Annotated in this window: 14 protein-coding genes and 1 tRNA gene; 14 read left to right on the top strand and 1 reads right to left on the bottom strand. The window is 50.9% G+C overall.

Features of this window, described 5'->3' with window-relative positions; genetic code table 11:
* The first annotated feature begins 244 nt into the window (after positions 1-244).
* The 14 genes from htpG (at position 245) to ACT53C_RS04235 (ending at position 18164) form a co-directional block, all read left to right on the top strand.
* On the top strand, positions 245-2140 hold the full coding sequence (gene htpG, locus ACT53C_RS04300) for a molecular chaperone HtpG (RefSeq protein WP_476144983.1): 1896 nt from the start codon (positions 245-247) through the stop codon (positions 2138-2140).
* Between the two features lie 288 nt (positions 2141-2428).
* Entirely contained in the window at positions 2429-3346 is a 918-nt protein-coding gene (locus ACT53C_RS04295; RefSeq protein WP_476144981.1) for a hypothetical protein, read from the top strand.
* A gap of 360 nt (positions 3347-3706) precedes the next feature.
* The gene (locus ACT53C_RS04290; RefSeq protein ID WP_476144980.1) at positions 3707-4348 is read left to right on the top strand and encodes a hypothetical protein; all 642 of its coding nucleotides are present in this window, start codon (positions 3707-3709) and stop codon (positions 4346-4348) included.
* A gap of 194 nt (positions 4349-4542) precedes the next feature.
* Positions 4543-5787, top strand: a complete 1245-nt coding sequence (locus ACT53C_RS04285) for an OmpP1/FadL family transporter (protein ID WP_476144978.1) — start codon at positions 4543-4545, stop codon at positions 5785-5787.
* 157 nt (positions 5788-5944) lie between these two features.
* Entirely contained in the window at positions 5945-8446 is a 2502-nt protein-coding gene (locus tag ACT53C_RS04280; RefSeq protein ID WP_476144976.1) for a glycogen/starch/alpha-glucan phosphorylase, read from the top strand.
* Between the two features lie 99 nt (positions 8447-8545).
* The gene (locus ACT53C_RS04275) at positions 8546-9316 is read left to right on the top strand and encodes a DUF4197 domain-containing protein (RefSeq protein ID WP_476144974.1); all 771 of its coding nucleotides are present in this window, start codon (positions 8546-8548) and stop codon (positions 9314-9316) included.
* A 403-nt stretch (positions 9317-9719) separates the two neighbouring features.
* Positions 9720-10685, top strand: coding sequence for a mitochondrial fission ELM1 family protein (locus ACT53C_RS04270; protein ID WP_476144972.1), 966 nt, complete (start codon positions 9720-9722; stop codon positions 10683-10685).
* 16 nt (positions 10686-10701) lie between these two features.
* Entirely contained in the window at positions 10702-11829 is a 1128-nt protein-coding gene (locus ACT53C_RS04265; protein ID WP_476144970.1) for a glycosyltransferase, read from the top strand.
* Entirely contained in the window at positions 11826-13112 is a 1287-nt protein-coding gene (locus ACT53C_RS04260) for an O-antigen ligase family protein (RefSeq protein WP_476144968.1), read from the top strand. The genes ACT53C_RS04265 and ACT53C_RS04260 overlap by 4 nt, the downstream gene beginning before the upstream one ends.
* A complete protein-coding gene (locus tag ACT53C_RS04255) occupies positions 13096-14214 on the top strand; it encodes a glycosyltransferase family 9 protein (RefSeq protein WP_476144966.1) in 1119 nt (372 codons plus the stop codon). Before ACT53C_RS04260 ends, ACT53C_RS04255 begins: the two co-directional genes overlap by 17 nt.
* Positions 14207-15271 (top strand): glycosyltransferase, encoded by a 1065-nt coding sequence (locus tag ACT53C_RS04250; RefSeq protein ID WP_379077995.1) that lies wholly within the window; start codon positions 14207-14209, stop codon positions 15269-15271. Before ACT53C_RS04255 ends, ACT53C_RS04250 begins: the two co-directional genes overlap by 8 nt.
* 9 nt (positions 15272-15280) lie before the next feature.
* Positions 15281-16267: a glycosyltransferase family 9 protein gene (locus ACT53C_RS04245; RefSeq protein ID WP_476144964.1), complete on the top strand. Its 987-nt coding sequence runs from the start codon at positions 15281-15283 to the stop codon at positions 16265-16267.
* An 8-nt stretch (positions 16268-16275) separates the two neighbouring features.
* Positions 16276-18012 (top strand): lipid A export permease/ATP-binding protein MsbA, encoded by a 1737-nt coding sequence (gene msbA / locus ACT53C_RS04240; RefSeq protein WP_476144962.1) that lies wholly within the window; start codon positions 16276-16278, stop codon positions 18010-18012.
* Between the two features lie 75 nt (positions 18013-18087).
* A tRNA-Met gene (locus ACT53C_RS04235) sits at positions 18088-18164 on the top strand.
* Here the strand turns inward: ACT53C_RS04235 and ACT53C_RS04230 are convergent.
* The coding region (locus ACT53C_RS04230) for a hypothetical protein (protein WP_476144960.1) at positions 18135-18363 on the bottom strand (229 nt) is incomplete at its 5' end. The genes ACT53C_RS04235 and ACT53C_RS04230 overlap by 30 nt on opposite strands.

Genomic DNA, 18363 nt, shown 5'->3' with positions numbered 1-18363 from the left:
AGAACAAAGAATGCTGCGTTAAAAAATAACTAGCAAAAACTATGCAAATAAATCGGTTTTAATTGGCTGAATAACGCCTTGTTTATTGGCCTCAACGCCGGAATCCGGTTGCCAGTCATGGTTTTAAATGATGGTTTGTCATAGATCCCCGCCTGTTTCACAATCTCCCCTCTTGAAAAACGGTTTTTGCTTCCCCATCTAGGGTTAAATTTTGTGTTTAACCCTGTTTTTTGGAGGATCTGTCATGACAACTGCGACAGCAGAATCGCAATCCAAGCAGACCATGGGCTTTCAGGCCGAGGTCAAACAATTACTGCAATTGATGATTCATTCGCTCTATAGCAATAAAGAAATTGTGTTGCGAGAATTGATTTCAAACGCTTCTGACGCGGCTGACAAGTTGCGTTTTGAAGCCATTTCAAATGCTGCTTTGTATGAAAATGACAGCGAGTTAAATATTCGAGTTTCATTTGATAAAGCAGCCCGCACGCTGACCATTTCTGATAATGGTATCGGCATGCGCCGTGAAGAAGTGATCAACAACATTGGTACCATTGCCAAATCCGGCACCAAAGAATTCTTCCAGAACCTGACCGGCGACCAAGCTAAGGATGCCAACCTGATTGGCCAGTTTGGTGTGGGCTTTTACTCCAGCTTTATCATCGCCGATAAAGTGACGCTGATTACCCGCCGCGCAGGCGAGAGTGAAGCCGTGAAGTGGGAGTCGCACGGTGAAGGCGATTTCACCATTGAAGCGACTGAAAAAGCCGGTCGCGGCACCGATGTAATTTTGCATCTGCGCGAAGGCGAAGACGAATTCTTGAACGACTGGAAACTGAAAACCATCGTCCGCAAATACTCTGATCACATCACCCTGCCGATTGTGATGAAAAAATCAGAATGGAAAGACGGCGAACAGGTCCCCACCGATGAGGACGAAACCGTCAACAAAGCTTCTGCCTTGTGGGCGCGCAGCAAAAACGACATTAGCGAAGAAGAGTACAACGAGTTTTACAAACACGTTTCACACGACTTTGAAAATCCGCTCGCCTATACCCACAGCCGCGTAGAAGGCAAGCAAGAATACATCTCGCTGCTCTATGTGCCAGCCAAAGCGCCATTTGATTTATACGACCGCGATCGCCGCCAGGGCATCAAGCTCTATGTGAAGCGTGTCTTTATTATGGAAGACGCCGAAAAACTGATGCCACAATACCTGCGCTTTGTACGCGGTGTGATTGACTCAGCCGACCTGCCGCTCAACGTCTCGCGCGAAATTTTGCAAGACAGCCGCGACGTAGAAGCCATTAAAAACGGCTCCGTGAAAAAAGTGCTGGGCCTGCTCGAAGACCTGGCTGAAAACAAACCAGAAGACTACGCCAAGTTCTGGGAACAGTTTGGCCGCGTGCTTAAAGAAGGCCCCGGCGAAGACTTTGCTAATAAAGACAAAATTGCCAGCCTGTTGCGCTTTGCCTCTACCCACGCGGATACAGAGGAGCAAAATGTCTCGCTCAAAGCCTACATTGAACGCATGAAGCCCGAGCAAGAGGCCATTTACTACATCACTGCCGATACCTTTGCGGCCGCGAAGAACTCGCCACACCTGGAAATCTTCCGCAAAAAAGGCATTGAAGTGTTGTTGATGTCTGACAAGGTAGATGAATGGTTGCTGGGCAGCCTGACCGAGTTTGAAGGTAAAAAATTACAGTCGATTGCCAAGGGTGACTTAGACCTCGGCAAGCTGGAAGACGAAGCCGATAAAGAAGCGCAAAAACAGGTTGAAGAACAAGCCAAAGACCTGGTCGAGCGCATTAAAACCGCGCTGGGCGAGAGCGTGAAAGAAGTCAAAGTCACACACCGCCTGACCGATTCCCCCGCTTGTTTGGTGGCTGGTGAGCATGACTTGTCCGGCAACCTGGCGCGTATCCTCAAAGCGGCTGGTCAAAAAGCGCCTGACAGCAAACCGATTTTAGAGATTAACCCGACCCACCGTTTGGTTGAAAAGCTGAAAGCTGAAAGCGACGATGCCAAGTTTGCCGATTATGCGCATGTGTTGTTTGATCAGGCGTTGCTGGCAGAAGGTGGCCAATTGGAAGATCCGGCGAGCTTTGTGAAGCGGATGAATAGCTTGATTTTGTGATTTTTTTGAATTTTAAGTGTCAGAAAAAGCCACCTGAAAAGGTGGCTTTTTTGTTTTACACCAAAAATAACCTCTCAGAAAAAACGAATTTTTGTAGATTTCTAAGGGCTGTGGCATTATTTTTAATTAGCAATTTAGCAAAACTGGCATTTGATAATTAGACTCTTTCATACGCCCTTTATTTTTGAGTTAAGTTATTGAGTTATTTAAAAAATAAAGACTCCACTACACCCCGGTATTTAGAAGGCTTTTAATAACTAATCGAGACTTACGGAATTTGGAAATGTGATGACTGACCCTGCTATTGTCTTTGCGAATAATTTCGATGCCAGTTTCCGATCATTGACGCAGGGATTTACTCACAACGAGATTCCACTATTTCGGGCGTTGCAGTCAACATTAGTTGGTTTAAACGGAAAGTTTCAGATTGAAGAATACCACGGCACCTCTCATCAGGTTTTGTTTGCTGGTAATGGTACCTTTGCGCGAATGAATGCTCGTTGCGAGTTAAGTGATCTCATGATAATTACCTACTCTTCGATTTCTCACCATATTCGATTAACTTACTTACAAGCAAAGTCAGAAAGGGCAACATTGCCTTCAGTTTGTGGAAGGGCTTTTTCTGCAAATCTTGAACAGTGGTTTCTGCTTTCAGCACGACCAAGTATTTTAGGTGCTGGTTCATTTAAGCCTCCCGCTAACTTATTATCAAACGCGCTTTTACCATCAGTAGGTTCTTTCGCATTTTTCTATAAAGATTCGAGTGGTGATTTTCAGACTTACTATGCCGCAGCAAGTTATATGATGCCGCCAATAACCTATACCCAAAAAAATGGAAAACTAAAAGCAGTAGGCCCATGCATGGTTATCAATAACGCAGGCCATGCGGAATGTTTGGCCGCATGTGGGAACTCATCCTTTGCAAAAAGCTTATATCGATTAGAGATTGGCACACCAGTGCATAGCGCAATACCTCAGAGCTTATCTACACGTAACTGGTTGGCGGCAAATCTTAGGTTTCAAATTCAGCATGCCAGAGCGGCAGATCGGCCATCAGGCATTGCACAAGAACTCTTAGAGCTATTGGAACCAGAAGAAAATCAGACCAGCTCTAGTTCCTTTGGCGCTAAAAACTTGATCATAATCAAGTCAGAGACAGAGCCCAGGCAATCACTCAACCCGGACGCGCTAAATCGCGCCGGGTAATGACTAGTTATAACTAATGAACGCAGCAGAGCGCATCGCCGAAAAGTACCTTCAGTATGTTGGATACGAATTTATTGAGTTTGAGCCCGGTGGGAACGTTACACCTGATTTTCTCTTAAATAAGCGAATCGTAGTTGAAGCCCTGTAGGGTGGGCAACTTGTTGACCACGCGATGAAGTCACTGAAGCTTGTATTTCTTTACCTGACACAGAGGCTTTGTGATTAAGTGATGGTGTTTATTGGCACAGCTGAATTCTTTTGTTGGATTGTTACGCGTGGGAAGAAATTGCCCACCCTATCGGACTATCTAGAGAGCTTCGCTAGACTTAACATGCTTGTAATGTGTAGTCAGTAAGATGATTGGAAAAAATCATCAGGGAATCTCTAGTGAAGAGACATATACTATTTTTTGTGGTGATGCTGACCACGTTCAACATGTCGACGCAAGCGCAAGCTGGTACCCTTTGCGTTTCTGGATACGTTTGTGATGATCGCCCATTAGCACCAGCATTACCTATTCAGCCACCTCTGAACACACCAATAGTGTTTCAGCCTTCCCCCATCGTGCTAGTACCATTTCAGGACTCAACTGGCTGGAATTATGGGTTTGTAGTACCGCTGGCTAAAATGGTTGTCATGCCTTACTTCACTGACAGCAACATCTTCTCGGTGAAGATTACAGATGGCTGGACTTATACCGTAGACAAACAAGGTGCTGATAGCAAAACAACCTTGATTTTGCAGAGGGGGTCTGTATCCTCAACGACTTTTGGAGATTTCTCATTTAAGTCGAGCTATTTGCCGGCCGAGGCGATCTATCAATTCACTTTTGAAGACGGATCAACACGGAGCTACCAGTTATTTATTCCGTTATCACCCTTAGCTGAAGCGTCCGGCTACACAAGTTTTTCAGCCTCAGTGCCTGAACCGTCTTCAATCTACATGTCAGCATTTGGTTTCTTTATGTGTGTTGTTGCCACACGACGTCGCAAAAATGGTTAACTGAGTGTTCAAGAGCCAAGCAAGGGGTAAGACGCCTCTTGCCTCGCCCAAGATCGCTTGATCAAATTGTCATCTATAAAGCCCGCACCGCGGGCTTTTATATTTTTAAGTTATAAATATATTTTTATATATTATTTATTGAAATTTTAATCGCTTGATATATTTCAATCCAACAAGGTTATTGAAGGATTGAGATGTATAAGTGGTCAAAAATTATTCCGGTAGCGGTCGCTTTTTCGTTTGGTAATGCGTGGGCGACGGATGGTTATTTTTCGCATGGCTATAGTGTTCGCTCTCAAGGCGTGGGTGGCGTGGGCATCGCTTTGCCACAAGATGCGCTGGCGGCTGCAGCCAACCCGGCGGGCATGGGTAAAGTCGGGAGTCGTGTGGATGCGGGCGTGACTTGGTTTAGGCCGGTGCGTGAAGCTGAAATCAAAGGCAATACATTCGGTGCTGATGGCACCTATAAAGGCAATGATAGCCAGAATTTCTTTATTCCAGAGCTAGGCTATAACACACAGTATTCAGACGATGTGACGCTGGGCGTGAGTGTGTACGGTAATGGCGGCATGAATACCGACTATAAAAATGGTATTCCGCTGTTTAACAGTAATGGTCGCCGCACGGGCGTAGATTTGGCGCAGGTGTTTGTGGCGCCGACTGTGACTTGGAAAGTGCATGAGCATCACACGCTGGGCGTCTCTTTGAACTTGGCCTATCAGCGGTTTGAGGCCAAAGGCCTGCAAAATTTTAGCAATGCAAGTAGTTCAGCTGCTAACCTGACCAACAATGGGCATGATGATTCTTATGGGGCGGGTGTGCATATTGGCTGGCTGGGTGAGATCACGGATGCCGTGACGCTGGGAGCGACCTACCAGAGCCGTACTTACATGAGCCGGTTTGACAAGTACAAGGGTTTGTTTGCCGAGCAGGGGGATTTTGATATCCCCTCCACCTATGGCGTGGGTGTGGCGGTCAAAGTAACGCCGGCATTGACGCTGGCCGCGGATTTTCAGCGCATCAATTACAGTGAGGTAGATGCGGTGGGCAACGCCTCTTTATCTAACTTGAGCAATGGCTTGGGTAACGATAATGGCGCCGGGTTTAACTGGCAGGATGCCAAGGTGTATAAAATCGGTGCGTTGTATCAATATAGCCCAGTGTTGATTTTACGTGCAGGCTATAACCATGTGGATCAGCCGATTAGAGCGGGCGATACGCTGTTTAATATCCTGGCGCCGGGCGTGGTGAAAGATCATGTGTCGATTGGCGCGACTTGGGTGCTGAACCCGCAATCCGAAGTCTCGTTTGCTTACACGCATGCCTTTGAAAATACGGTACGCGGTCAAAACTCGATTCCTGCTGGATTTGGTGGAGGGGACGCCAATGTGCGCATGTATCAGGATGCACTAGGCGTTGCTTATACCTGGAAACTTTAGTTTTCGTGCTTCTCTCTGCCGGGGTCGGCAGTATAATTCAAAGCCACAATGAGAATTTTGTGGCTTTTTTTATGTCTGACACATTCTTGCTGTAGGCTTGCTTTTTGCTTTTGCTAACTGAAAGCAATTCGATGAATCAAACTCAAGGGGAAGATGCATGACTGCCAATGTGAAAAAAACACCTAAATCCAAGACACCCGTAGAAACTGCGCAACCGGTTGAAGAGTTTTTGTTAGAGCAATTGCCCATCCCCCAGGCGTTGCGTAACCACCTGACTTTTTCTATTGGTAAATCAAACTCTTGGGCCACGGCACGGGACTGGTATCAGACCGCCGCTTTTACCGTGCGCGACCACTTGATGAGCCGCTGGGTGAATACACGTGATGCTTATCGCGACGCCAATACCAAGCGCGTTTATTATTTATCTCTGGAGTTTTTGATTGGCCGCATGCTGTCAAACGCCGCACTGAATTTGGGCATTGCACCCGATCTAAGCGGAGGCTTGCAGGAGATTGGCCAAAAGCTGGAAGGCGTGGCCGAGATGGAGCCTGATGCGGCGTTGGGTAATGGCGGCCTGGGCCGCTTGGCTGCCTGTTTTGTCGACTCGATGGCGACCATGGATATTCCCGCTACCGGCTATGGCATCCGTTACGACTACGGCATGTTTAGGCAAACCATCGAGAAGGGCCAGCAAAAAGAAAATCCTGATAACTGGTTGCGGTATCAGAATATCTGGGAGATTCAGCGCCCCGAGCATACGTGTGAGGTGAAGTTTTATGGCCGCGTGTTGCATGTACACACTGAGCGTGGTGTGGAACATCACTGGGTCGATCATGAATCGGTGGTCGCCATGCCTTATGACGTACCTGTGCCTGGCTATGGCACGCAGACTGTGAATAATCTACGCTTATGGTCGGCCAAGGCCACGCACGAGTTTGACTTGAAGTCGTTTAATGAGGGCAACTACGAAAAATCGGTAGAAGGCCGTCACGGTGCCGAAACCATTTCGCAAGTGCTCTATCCAAATGACACCTCCGAGTCGGGCAAGGTGTTGCGCCTCAAGCAGCAGTACTTCTTTGTTTCTGCTTCTACACAGGATATTTTGCATCGCTTTACCAATTACAACTCGGATTGGAACACCTTGCCTGACAAGGTCTCCATTCAGTTGAATGATACCCACCCAGCGATTGCCGTGGCCGAAATGATGCATCAATTGGTGGATCATTATCACTTGCCTTGGGACCGTGCCTGGACGCTGGTCACCAAGATGTTTGCCTACACCAACCACACCTTGATGCCAGAAGCGCTTGAAACATGGTCGGTGGACATGTTCGGACAATTGTTGCCTCGTCATCTCGAAATCATTTACGAGATCAATCACCAGTTCCTGCAAATGGTGAATCAGCACTTCCCGGGCGATACCGGCTTGTTGCAACGTGTGTCCATCATCGATGAAACTCACGGCCGCCGTGTGCGCATGGCGCATCTGGCGATTGTCGGTAGCCATACCGTGAACGGCGTGGCCGAGCTGCACAGCGAGTTGTTGAAAACCACGCTGTTTGCTGACTTCAACAAAATTTATCCTGGCAAGTTCACCAATGTGACCAATGGCATCACGCCCCGCCGCTGGTTGAACCAGGCCAACCCTTTGCTGACAGAGTTGTTGACCAAGCATATCGGCACCGGCTTTCAGAAGGACCTGAGCCTGATCAAGCAGATTGAGCCGTTTGCCGAGAATGCGGCGTTCAGAAAAGCGTTCCGCGAAGTGAAAAAAGCCAACAAGCAGCGCCTGGCCGACAAAATTTTGCAGAAGACTGGTATTGCGGTCAGCGCGGATGCCTTGTTTGACGTGCAAATCAAGCGTATTCATGAGTACAAGCGCCAGTTGCTCAATGTGCTGCACGTGATCACGCTGTATAACCGGATTCGTAGCGGTCATGCCAGCCATCACACGCCGCGTGTGATCATTTTTGCGGGCAAGGCGGCACCGGGCTACTGGTTGGCCAAGCAGATTATCCGCCTGATCAACGATGTGGCGGTGATGATCAATAACGACCCGGCGGTCAAAGACCAGTTAAAAGTGGTGTTTTATCCTAACTACGAGGTCAGTGCGGCAGAAATCCTGTTCCCGGGCGCCGACTTATCCGAGCAAATTTCGACCGCAGGCACCGAGGCCAGTGGCACCGGCAATATGAAGATGGCGCTCAATGGGGCCTTGACCATAGGCACGCTGGATGGCGCCAATGTTGAAATCGAGGAAGAGGTCGGCAGTGAAAATATCTTTATTTTTGGCCTGACCACACCAGAAGTGGCGCAGCTGAAAGCCAGCGGCTACAACCCGTGGGATTATTACCACGGCAATGCTGAGCTCAAGCAGGTGATCGATATGATTGCCAATGGCTATTTCTCGGTAGAGGAGCCATCACGCTACCAGGCCATTATTGATACCCTGTTGCATAAAGGCGACCAGTACTTGTTACTGGCCGATTATGCAGCTTATGTCACAGCGCAGGAGAAAGTGGCTGCCCTGTATCAAGATCAGGAAGCCTGGTCGCGTATGGCGATTTTGAATGTGGCTCGGATGGCTAAATTCTCCAGTGACCGCACCATCGGTGAATATGCCGAACGTATCTGGAATGTGAAACCGTTCAAAGCGTAAGCGCCCGGCTTTTGCGCAAGCCCACACAAAGCAAGTCCGCTGGACTTGCTTTGTGTTTTCTGGGTACACTGCGCTCAACTTGATGAGAGAACGAACAGCATGAAAATGAAAGCCAAGGTGATATTGACTGCACTGCTCCTGAGCAATGCAATCGGGATGCAGGCGCAGGCATTGGACCTGAAGGCGCTGGGCGACATGGTGGAAAAAGAGGTCAATAGTTCTGCCAGTGGCCGTAGCGAGAGCGGGGCGGTGAGCCAGCTCAGCGAAAAGGAAACCAGTGATGGCTTGAAACTGGCGCTGAGTCAGGGCGCCAGCAAAGCGGTGAGCATGCTGGGGGCGACGGATGGCTTTATGGGTAACCAGGAAGTTAAAATTCCGCTGCCGGATTCGTTAAAGAAAATCGAAAAAGGCATGCGCATGATAGGCATGGGCAGTCAGGCCGATGATTTGGTGCTGAAAATGAATCGTGCCGCAGAACAAGCCGTGCCCGAGGCAAAAGCCTTGTTGCTAAATTCGGTCAAGCAAATGTCGCTGACTGATGCCAAGGGGATTTTGACGGGTCCGCAAGATGCTGCCACGCAATATTTCAAGAAAACCACCGCGACTGACATGGCGGCCAAATTTTTGCCCATCGTGCAAAAAGCCACGGCTAATGTGAAGCTGGCAGATACTTATAACAAGTATGCTGAAATGGGCAGCCAGTTTGGCCTGATCAAAAAAGAAGATGCCAATATCAACCAGTATGTGACACAAAAGGCACTGGACGGCGTCTACCTGATGATTGCCAAAGAAGAAGCTGCGATCCGCCAGGATCCGGTGGGGCAAGCCAGCAATCTGCTGAAAAAGGTCTTTGGCGCGGCCACTCAATAATACCTGTACTTACACCTATACTAAGGCGTGGCTTCAAATACCACTATTATTCTTTTTATTTTAATAATCCTGTCATATCCCGCGTTCAATATCTTAGCTGTAGTTACTCAGTCCTGCAAAAAATGCAGGATAAGTGCAGTCGGTTTCTGCAGTAAGTGCAGAGTGGCGCTGGTGATTTCAAATAAAAGTCCATTAAATCAATCAGATATAATTTGGCACTAGTCTTGCAATATTCATACTAACTCCGCGTGAGAGGGTGGAGAATGTTGGCGGACAATGGTGTTAATGCTTTATACGATAAACCTCTACTGCCGACCGTACTATTTAAGGGAATTGTTTAACACTTAAGTGTTAAACAATGTGAGTAACCTCCTTTATTGTTTAAGTAAGGTAGATAGTGCGAATGATCAATTCAAATCGTTCCAGTAACTCTCTAGTAATATGGCGCCTGTTGGATGGCAAACCTGGTCATGAGCATCAATCCCTTGGATTGGTGGATGCAATGAAGCAATATACGTCGGTGACTGTCGTGGATTTGTCCATTGAGCATTTCGGTAGCGGATGGATGTATTGGCTACGTGGCATGTGGCCCCTTGGTAGTAATCTGCCCAAGCCTGATCTGATTATCGGTGCCGGGCATGCGACCCATGCCCATATGCTGGCTGCCAAGCGGGCCTATGGTGGCAAAACCGTTTGCATGATGCAGCCTAGCCTGCCAGCCGAATTGTTTGATGTGTGCCTGATCCCCGAGCATGACCAATATCGCGGATTTGCCAGCTTTATTGAGACCCGCGGGGTGATCAATCACATCCAGCCTGCCAGCAAAGTGCAGCAAACGGAGCAGGTCCTGATCATGGTCGGCGGGCCCAGCAAACATTTTGAATGGGATGAGCTGGGTGTGGTGGCGCAAGTCTACGATCTGGTACGCAAGCATCCTGATCAGCATTACGTATTGACCACCTCCAGACGTACGCCGACCAGTTTTATTTCGGCCATGCAGCGTGTCCGCCTTACCAATCTCGAAATTGTGGCGATCACAGACACCGGGCCCGGCTGGTTGCCAGCCAAGTTGGCAACGGTTTCTGCGGCCTGGGTGACCGAGGATTCTGTTTCCATGGTGTATGAGGCGCTGACAGCACAGGTTGCCGTCGGCATCATTAATCTGACCGCCAAACGTGCCAGCCGGGTGAGCCGTGGCATTGAAAAACTCATAGACCGCCAACTGGTCACGCGTTATGACCCTTATGGCTTGTATCGCCAATTTATGCGTCCGGTGCTGGGGTTTAATGAAGCCAGCCGTTGCTGCTACTTGTTACTGGCCCATTTCAACCGTCCTGCATCCAGCCGTCTGGTCTCACGATTAATCTAGTTGTTGAAGTCTGCTTTTGCGAAAACTCACGGTTTTACAAGTGCTGCCTGCCTTGCAATCTGGCGGTGTGGAGCGCGGCACCCTGGAGGTGGCTGCAGCACTGGTGGCACAAGGGCAACGCTCGCTGGTGATGTCCGCGGGCGGGCGCATGGTGGCCGAGCTTGAGGCGGCTGGCAGTACGCACTTGACCTGTCCGGTCGGACGTAAGTCATTACTGACCTTGTTATGGATTCCCAAATTACAACGCATTTGGCGGCACATGCAGGTAGATATTGTCCATGTCCGTTCGCGCTTTCCAGCCTGGGTGGTCTATTGGGCCTGGAAAACCATGCCACGTGCAGAGCGTCCGCGCTTGGTGACGACCGTGCATGGGTATTATCGGCCAGGCCGGTATAGCCGGGTCATGACCGCAGGCGAGCAAGTGATAGTGATTTCAAAAACCATACAAGCCTATGCGCAAACGCATTACCAGCTTGAAAACCATAAAATGACGCTGATCTACCGCGGGGTGGATACCACTCAGTACTTCCCAGGCTACCAGCCAGAGGCGGACTGGAAGCAGCAATGGTTTGCCCAATATCCGCAGACCCAGGGCAAACGCCTGCTATTACTCCCGGCCAGAATTTCGCGCTGGAAAGGCGCGGAGGATTTTGTCGAGCTGGTGGGGGTGGTTTGTCGTCAACATAAAGATATTCATGCTTTGCTGGTGGGGGAGGTCGATACTGGCAAGCAGGCATTCGCAGCGACTTTGCAACATCAGATTGCGCTGGCCGGCCTGAGCGATTGCGTGACGATGACGGGTTATCGCAAAGACGTGAAAAATATCATGGCGATTTCCGAGATCGTCTATTCGCTGTCTTTAGCACCTGAGGCGTTTGGACGGACCACGCTGGAGGCATTGAGTCTGGGTGTGCCGGTGATTGCGTATGATCATGGCGGCGTGGCGGAGCAAATGGCGGCCTTATTACCGGAAGGGGCTGTGCAAGTGGGCAATATTGCTGAAGCGGCGATTCTGACCCTGAATTGGCTGGAGGAGCGGCCTGCGGTGCGCCCGAATACTCTGTTTACTTTAGCCGACATGCAACAGAAAACGCTGGACGTTTACCAGCGCGTCATGTCTCAGCCTTTGGATGTGAACACATGATGTTTGCACGTACAATGTTTAAAGTCTGGCCTTCAGGATGGGCAGACAGCACTGCGGTGCGGATGCCGCCGGGCTTGGCTTGGGCTTGTACCTTGCTGGCGGTGATGATGATCGCCTGGAGTCCGTTTTCTGGCGGGGCCCGATTGCCCACCGCTTTGCTGGCCATGGTAGGCGTGTTTTTATGCTTTAGGTCGGGAGTGGCAATATTCAGGCAGTCTGTAGTGCGTCGCTGGAGTGCAGTCTTCTTGCTGCTATGGTTGCCGATGTGGCTGTCGTGCTTGCAGGCTGAACATCCCCAAGCCAGTTTGGCGGCGATAGCCTGGTTTAGCCTGCTGTATTTTGCAGCGCTCCCATTATTGCTGACATTCCAGGTGACCCGCTATCGCCAGCTGTTTGCGCAATGGGTGACGGGCATCATGCTGTTGTGGATGCTGGATAGCAGTATTCAATATCTTTTCGGCGTCGATCTGCTTGGTATTGCCAAAACACCGGAAGGCCGCATTACCGGCATGTTTCATGACTTGCACCAAGGGATTCTGATGTTACCTATGTTGCCGCTGCTGTTTTATCACTGGTTGCCCCAGCGTCCCTGGTTGGCGTGGGGACTGGTGCTAGGCGTTGGCGTGGTGGTGACGCTCTCTGGTGCCAGAGGATACTTGTATATATTTTTGCTGATGTTGTTACTGGCCTTGTGGCAGCAGCGGGCAAGCTGGAAAGTGTGGGCCGCGGTACTTTGTGTGCCCTTGCTGGCTGTGGCATTGGCTGGTGCGTTGAGCCCACAACTGGCCAAATATAAACTGCAGCATACGCAGGCGATTGCGGATACGCAGCAGTCGACGTTTGACCGCGTGAATCACGCGTTAAGCTACCGCCTCAATTTGTGGGAAACCGGGCTACACATGTGGCAGGCGCACCCGCTTACCGGTGTCGGCAGCAATCACTTCAAGCGTGTTTATGCCGAGTATGCCACGCGCAGTGATGACCCTTTTGTGGCTCACCCTACCCATACGCATAATATTTATGTTGAGTGGCTGGCCGAAACCGGCCTGGTGGGTGGCATCGGCCTGATCGCGATTATGGGGTTATGTGTGGCCTGGTTCAGGCAAGCGGCGCGTCCGCTACAGCAGCAAGCCTGGCCTTATGCCTTACCGCTGATGGTGATTTATTTTCCACTCAACACCACGCAACCCATGCTGGTGCCTTGGTGGTTTCCGGTGCTCATGCTATTGGCCTGCCTCATGATTGCAAGTCTGCAAAGGGATCAGGATGCACAAGCAAGCTAGGCTGAACACTTATTTGGATGCTGACTGCCTGTCGGAGTCACTCGATCAGACCGTGGTCTGCGATTTGCCCGCCCGGCAGGAGATCAAACGCATCCTGATCATCAAGTGGGGCGGCATGGGCGATATTGTCATGAGCACAGCCGCCATCGAAGATATTCACCAGGCGTTTCCACAGGCTGTCTTGCATTTAAATACCTTGCCAGCCTGGCAGTCCCTGTTTTCAAATGATCCTCGATTTGAGCGCATCTGGTGTTTGAATCTGCAGCAAACATCAGGGCGTTGGCGTATTTACCGGCAGTGGCTGGCTGAAGTGGCAGCCATGCAGTATGACTTGATCATTGATTTGCAAACCAATGATAAAAGCCGGCTGTTACTGAGCCTGTTGCGATTGAGTGGTCGCGCGCCCAGGTGGCTGTTGGGCAATCATGCGCGATTTCCTTACACGGTCCGTCAAATTCATGCATTGCCGCAAGCGCATAGTTTTCAAATCTTGCAGCAGACCTTAATCACAGCAGGCATCCCCGCCCTAACCAATGGGCCAACATTGGCCGTGAATCCAGCGGCGCAAACGGCTGCCCAGCAGTTGTTAAGCCAGCATGGGCTGACGTCTCAGCCTTTTGCGGTATTTTTATGTGGTAGCCACGCCGGGATGGCGACCAAGCGCTGGGGCGCCGAGCACTATGCTGCGCTGGTGGCACATTGTATTGCGCGTGGGGAGCGTGTGGTATTGCTGGGCGGGCAAGATGAGGCCGAGACGTGTCAGCAGATTGCCAGCCGTCATCCTGCGCAGGTGGTGAATTTATGCGGGCAAACCAGCTTGCTGGCCGTGCCCGCTATTTGTGCGCGGGCGCAATATATTGTTGCTAACGATACCGGAACTGCGCATTTGGCGGCAACCACCCCTACGCCCATGGTGGTGCTTTGTGGGCCGACCAATCCACTGCGGGTCAAACCGGTAGGCGCGCAAGTTGTCGCCTTGCAACTCGATTTGCCTTGTAAAAACTGCTATGCCAAGCAATGCAGCCACCACTCTTGCATGCGACAGTTGACGCCCGCGCAAGTATTCCCTTATTTGCCAGAAGTGAAGCGCCATCATGCCTAAGGTGATTTGGTGGGGGCGTTCAGACCTCAATTATTCCCGCAACCGTATCAGTCGGCAATTGCTGCAGGCCTTGGGCTGCCAGCTCATCGACTTCAGGCCACATCTGAGTGGCTGGGGGGATGTTGAAGCGCAGTTAAAAGGCCTGCCTACGCCCGACCTGGTGTGGGTGCCCTGTTTCAGGCACAGAGATGTTGAAGCCGCCAGCCGCTGGGCGCGCAGACGCGGTGTGCCGCTCGTATTTGACCCCTTGATCAGTGCCTGGCAAAAGCAGGTGTATGAACGGAACAAGTTTGCTGAGCAGAGCCCGCAAGCACAGCGCTTGCTCAGCACCGAGACAAAGTGCTTGCAGTTGGCGGATATGGTGTTGCTGGATACGGCGCTGCAACAGCAGATGTTTATTGAACGTTTTGGCTTGTCAGCAGAAAAAACCGCGGTGGTCTATGTAGGCGCGGAGCAGCCACTGTTTTCGCCGGTGTCGCTGGTTAAGCCCCGACCCCTGAGCACAGAAGTCTTGTTTTATGGCAGCTTTATTGCGCTACATGGGGTAGAAACGGTGATTGAAGCCGCCAGACTGACGGCGGCTCAACCGCATCTGCGTTGGGTGTTGTTGGGCGATGGCCCGACCAAGGCGGCGGCACGGCAGCAAGCGGCGGGCTTGGCTAATGTGCATTTTGAAGACAGTTTGGCCTATCCCAATTTGCCAGGCCGGATCGCCAAAGCGGATATCGTGCTGGGCGTGTTTGGCGGCTCGCAAAAGGCCGCGCAGGTCATTCCTAATAAAGTGTTTCAGGGCCTAGCCTGTGGCCGTCCCGTCATTACGCGCAACAGTGACGCTTATCCGGCGGCGATGCCCAACGGACCATTGAGCGGTTTATGGCAGATCGAGGCAGCCAATCCTGCCGCCCTGGCCGATGCGGTCATGCAATGCGTGAATAGCCAGCAGGACAAAAAATTGGCAGCACGTACTTTATATACGCAGTACTTTTCGCCTGCGCAGTTAGAACAGCAACTCAAAGAGGCGCTGGTCAGACTCGGCTTGTCCTTTGAGTGCAGGTAAGACAGCCCGATGACCAGCGCTCAACCCCGCATCCTCATGATTACGCTGTCCAATATTGGGGACGCCATCCTGACGACGCCGGTACTGGCAGCCCTGCATGCGCACCTGCCAGAAGCGCGCATAGACCTCGTGAGTGATGTCCGTTCTTCAGCCTTGTTTGACCCCTGTCCTTATATTGACCGTATTTTCGTGCGCGACAAACGTTCAGGCTGGGCGGGCTATGTGCAATTGATTCGCTTGTTGAGAAAAACCCGGTATGACGTTCTGGTTGATCTGCGCACGGATTTTTTGCCCTATCTGCTGCGAGCAAAGCAAGTGTTTAAAAAACGCTCCAATGCCAGCAACATGCATCTGCACTCAGCAGAAAAACATTTGGCGGCCGTGCAGACGTTAGTCGGCGATCTGCGGCCCAACGCAACCTTGTGGGCCAGCGAGCAAGATCATGCCTTGGTTGCAGACCTATTTCCCATGCTGGGCCAAGGGCGCTGGTTGGCGATCGGGCCGGGCGCAAATTTTGCCGGTAAAATCTGGCCAGTCGAGCGTTATGCAGCGGTGGCCAATGCGCTTGCAAATGAAGTCTCTGGCGTGGTGTTGCTAGGATCACAAGCCGACACCGCGCTCGCACAACGTTTTGTTGCACTGGCTCAGCTGCCTGTGCAGGTGGCGTGCGGACGATTAAGCTTGCCGCAGTCTTATGCCTTGCTGCAAAAGTGTGATGGCTATCTTGGCAATGACTCCGGGCTCGGGCATATGGCCGCCGCGGCGGGTTTGACGAGCCTGACCTTGTTTGGCCCGGGTTCGCCGGTCCGTTATTTGCCCTGGTCTCCACAAGCGCACTTTATTCAAGATGCACAACAGGATATTCTCGGGATTGGTGTAGAGGCCGTGGTGGCTCGTCTGCAGGGCTTGTTGGCCGAGATGACTGTCGATGCCCAAGTCCAATCTCATATAGGCTCCTCTGATTCAAGGTCGCCCAGCGCTCATAAAAACCATTAGTCTTTACCATGATCAATCACACTCCCAGCGCGTATGCGCAATTGACCCGGCTCATGGCCTATCTCAAACCTTATTGGGCCACTTTTTGTCTGGCGCTGGTTTGTCTTGTGGTCTTGTCCGCCAGTAATACCGGTTTTCTCAGTACCATCAAGCATGTGACGGATGAAGGGTTCACCACGCAGACGCAGACCTATGCGCGCTTGACGCTGGCGGCGATGCTGGGTGGCTTGTTGCTGGTGCGTGCATTGGCAGGCTTTGGCTCCAATTACCTGATCAGGATTGTCGGCCGCCGTGTCATCGAGGATGTGCGCAATCAGGTTTTTGCACACATGCTTAAGTTGCCTGCCAGTTTTTTTGATCAGCACGCCATTGCCAATATCACCACCAAAATGACGTTTGACTGCGAGCAGTTATATAGTGCGGTCACCAAAGTCATCATCTCCTCCATTCGCGATAGCTTGACCATTATTGGCATTGTCTCTTATATGCTTTATCTGGACTGGAAGCTGACGCTGGTGTTTTTGCTGCTGTCGCCGCTGATTGCCCGATACCTGAAAAAAATGACGCCTAAATTGCGTAACTCTGGCCGTCAGGTGCAAGCCAGCATGTCAGACATGACACAGGTGATTGAAGAGGCCGCCAGTGGACAGCGCGTGGTCAAGGTGTTCAGTGGCGAGCAGTATGAGTATGAACGCTTTAGCCATATCGTTGCCACTAACCGGCAAATGATGGTCAGGTTAGGGCGCATCTCTGGTTTAAACAGTATGTTTGTCGAGATGCTGGCCGCCATTGCGTTAGCCATGGTGATCTATTACTCTGCCGGCCAGTTTACCGCTGGTGAGTTTGCGGCTTTTATTGGCGCCTTGCTCATGCTGATTGGTCCGGTGAAAGCGATTACTTCTGTGAATGAAGATGTGCAAATTGCGATTGCCGCCTGCCAAAGTGTGTTTGCCGTGCTGGATACGCCTGCCGAAAACAATCAGGGTCAGGTGGTTTTGGCTGAGCCCATCCGCCAAATTCGCTTTGAGCAGGTCACTTTTCAGTATCCGCACGCGAACAGTCCGGCGCTAAAAGAGCTCAACCTGACCATCCATGCTGGTGAAACGGTGGCCTTGGTTGGCATGTCAGGGGGCGGCAAGTCTACACTGGCGCATTTGTTGCCCCGTTTTCATGAGGTGCAACAAGGGCAGTTACTGATCAATGATCTCCCTATCCAGCAACTGGCGCTGGCTGAGCTGCGCCAGCAGTTTGCATTCGTCAGTCAGGAAACCGTCTTGTTCAATGACAGCATTTACCACAACATTGCCTACGGCAGTTTACGTGGGGCCTCTAAAGAGGCGGTGATTGCAGCAGCAAAGGCGGCACATGCCTGGGAGTTCATCGAAAAACTGCCACAACAACTGGACACGCATATTGGTGACAGGGGCTTGCGGCTCTCCGGCGGCCAACGTCAAAGACTGTCGATTGCGCGCGCCATGCTTAAAAATGCCCCCATCTTAATTTTGGATGAAGCGACGTCCGCGCTCGATAATGAATCCGAACATAACGTGCAGGCCGCACTGACCCAGCTCATGCAGGGCCGAACCACCATCATGATCGCGCACCGCCTCTCCACCATTCAGCATGCCAGTCGAATAATCGTCATGGATGGTGGTCGTATCGTTGAAGAAGGTGTGCACGAGCAACTCATGCAGGCCGGCGGCAAATATGCCACGCTCTACCATCTCTATGGAAAAAGCAAATAACAGTTGACACTGTTTTTGAAAGTTTGCTATAGTCTCACCTCTCGACGCAACACATGTTTTATTAGTCGATTCGGACGCGGGATGGAGCAGTCTGGCAGCTCGTCGGGCTCATAACCCGAAGGTCACAGGTTCAAATCCTGTTCCCGCAACCAAGCAAAAATACGTTTTAAAATTAAATGAATTTGATGCTTGACCGAACGAAAAACCTCTGTATAATGCGCGCTTCGCTTGAAACGTTGGAAGTTAAAACGGAAGAGCGAAAAGCCTTCGAGGCACTGTTCTTTAAAAATTAGGATGACTGATAAGTGTGGGTGTTTGTAGTTGGGTGTGAACGCATTTGATGCGTAAAAC

The sequence above is a fragment of the Methylophilus sp. DMC14 genome, from assembly GCF_056314085.1.
The sequence above is the reverse complement of the archived record's forward strand: the minus strand, read 5'-3'. Positions and strand labels throughout refer to the sequence as shown.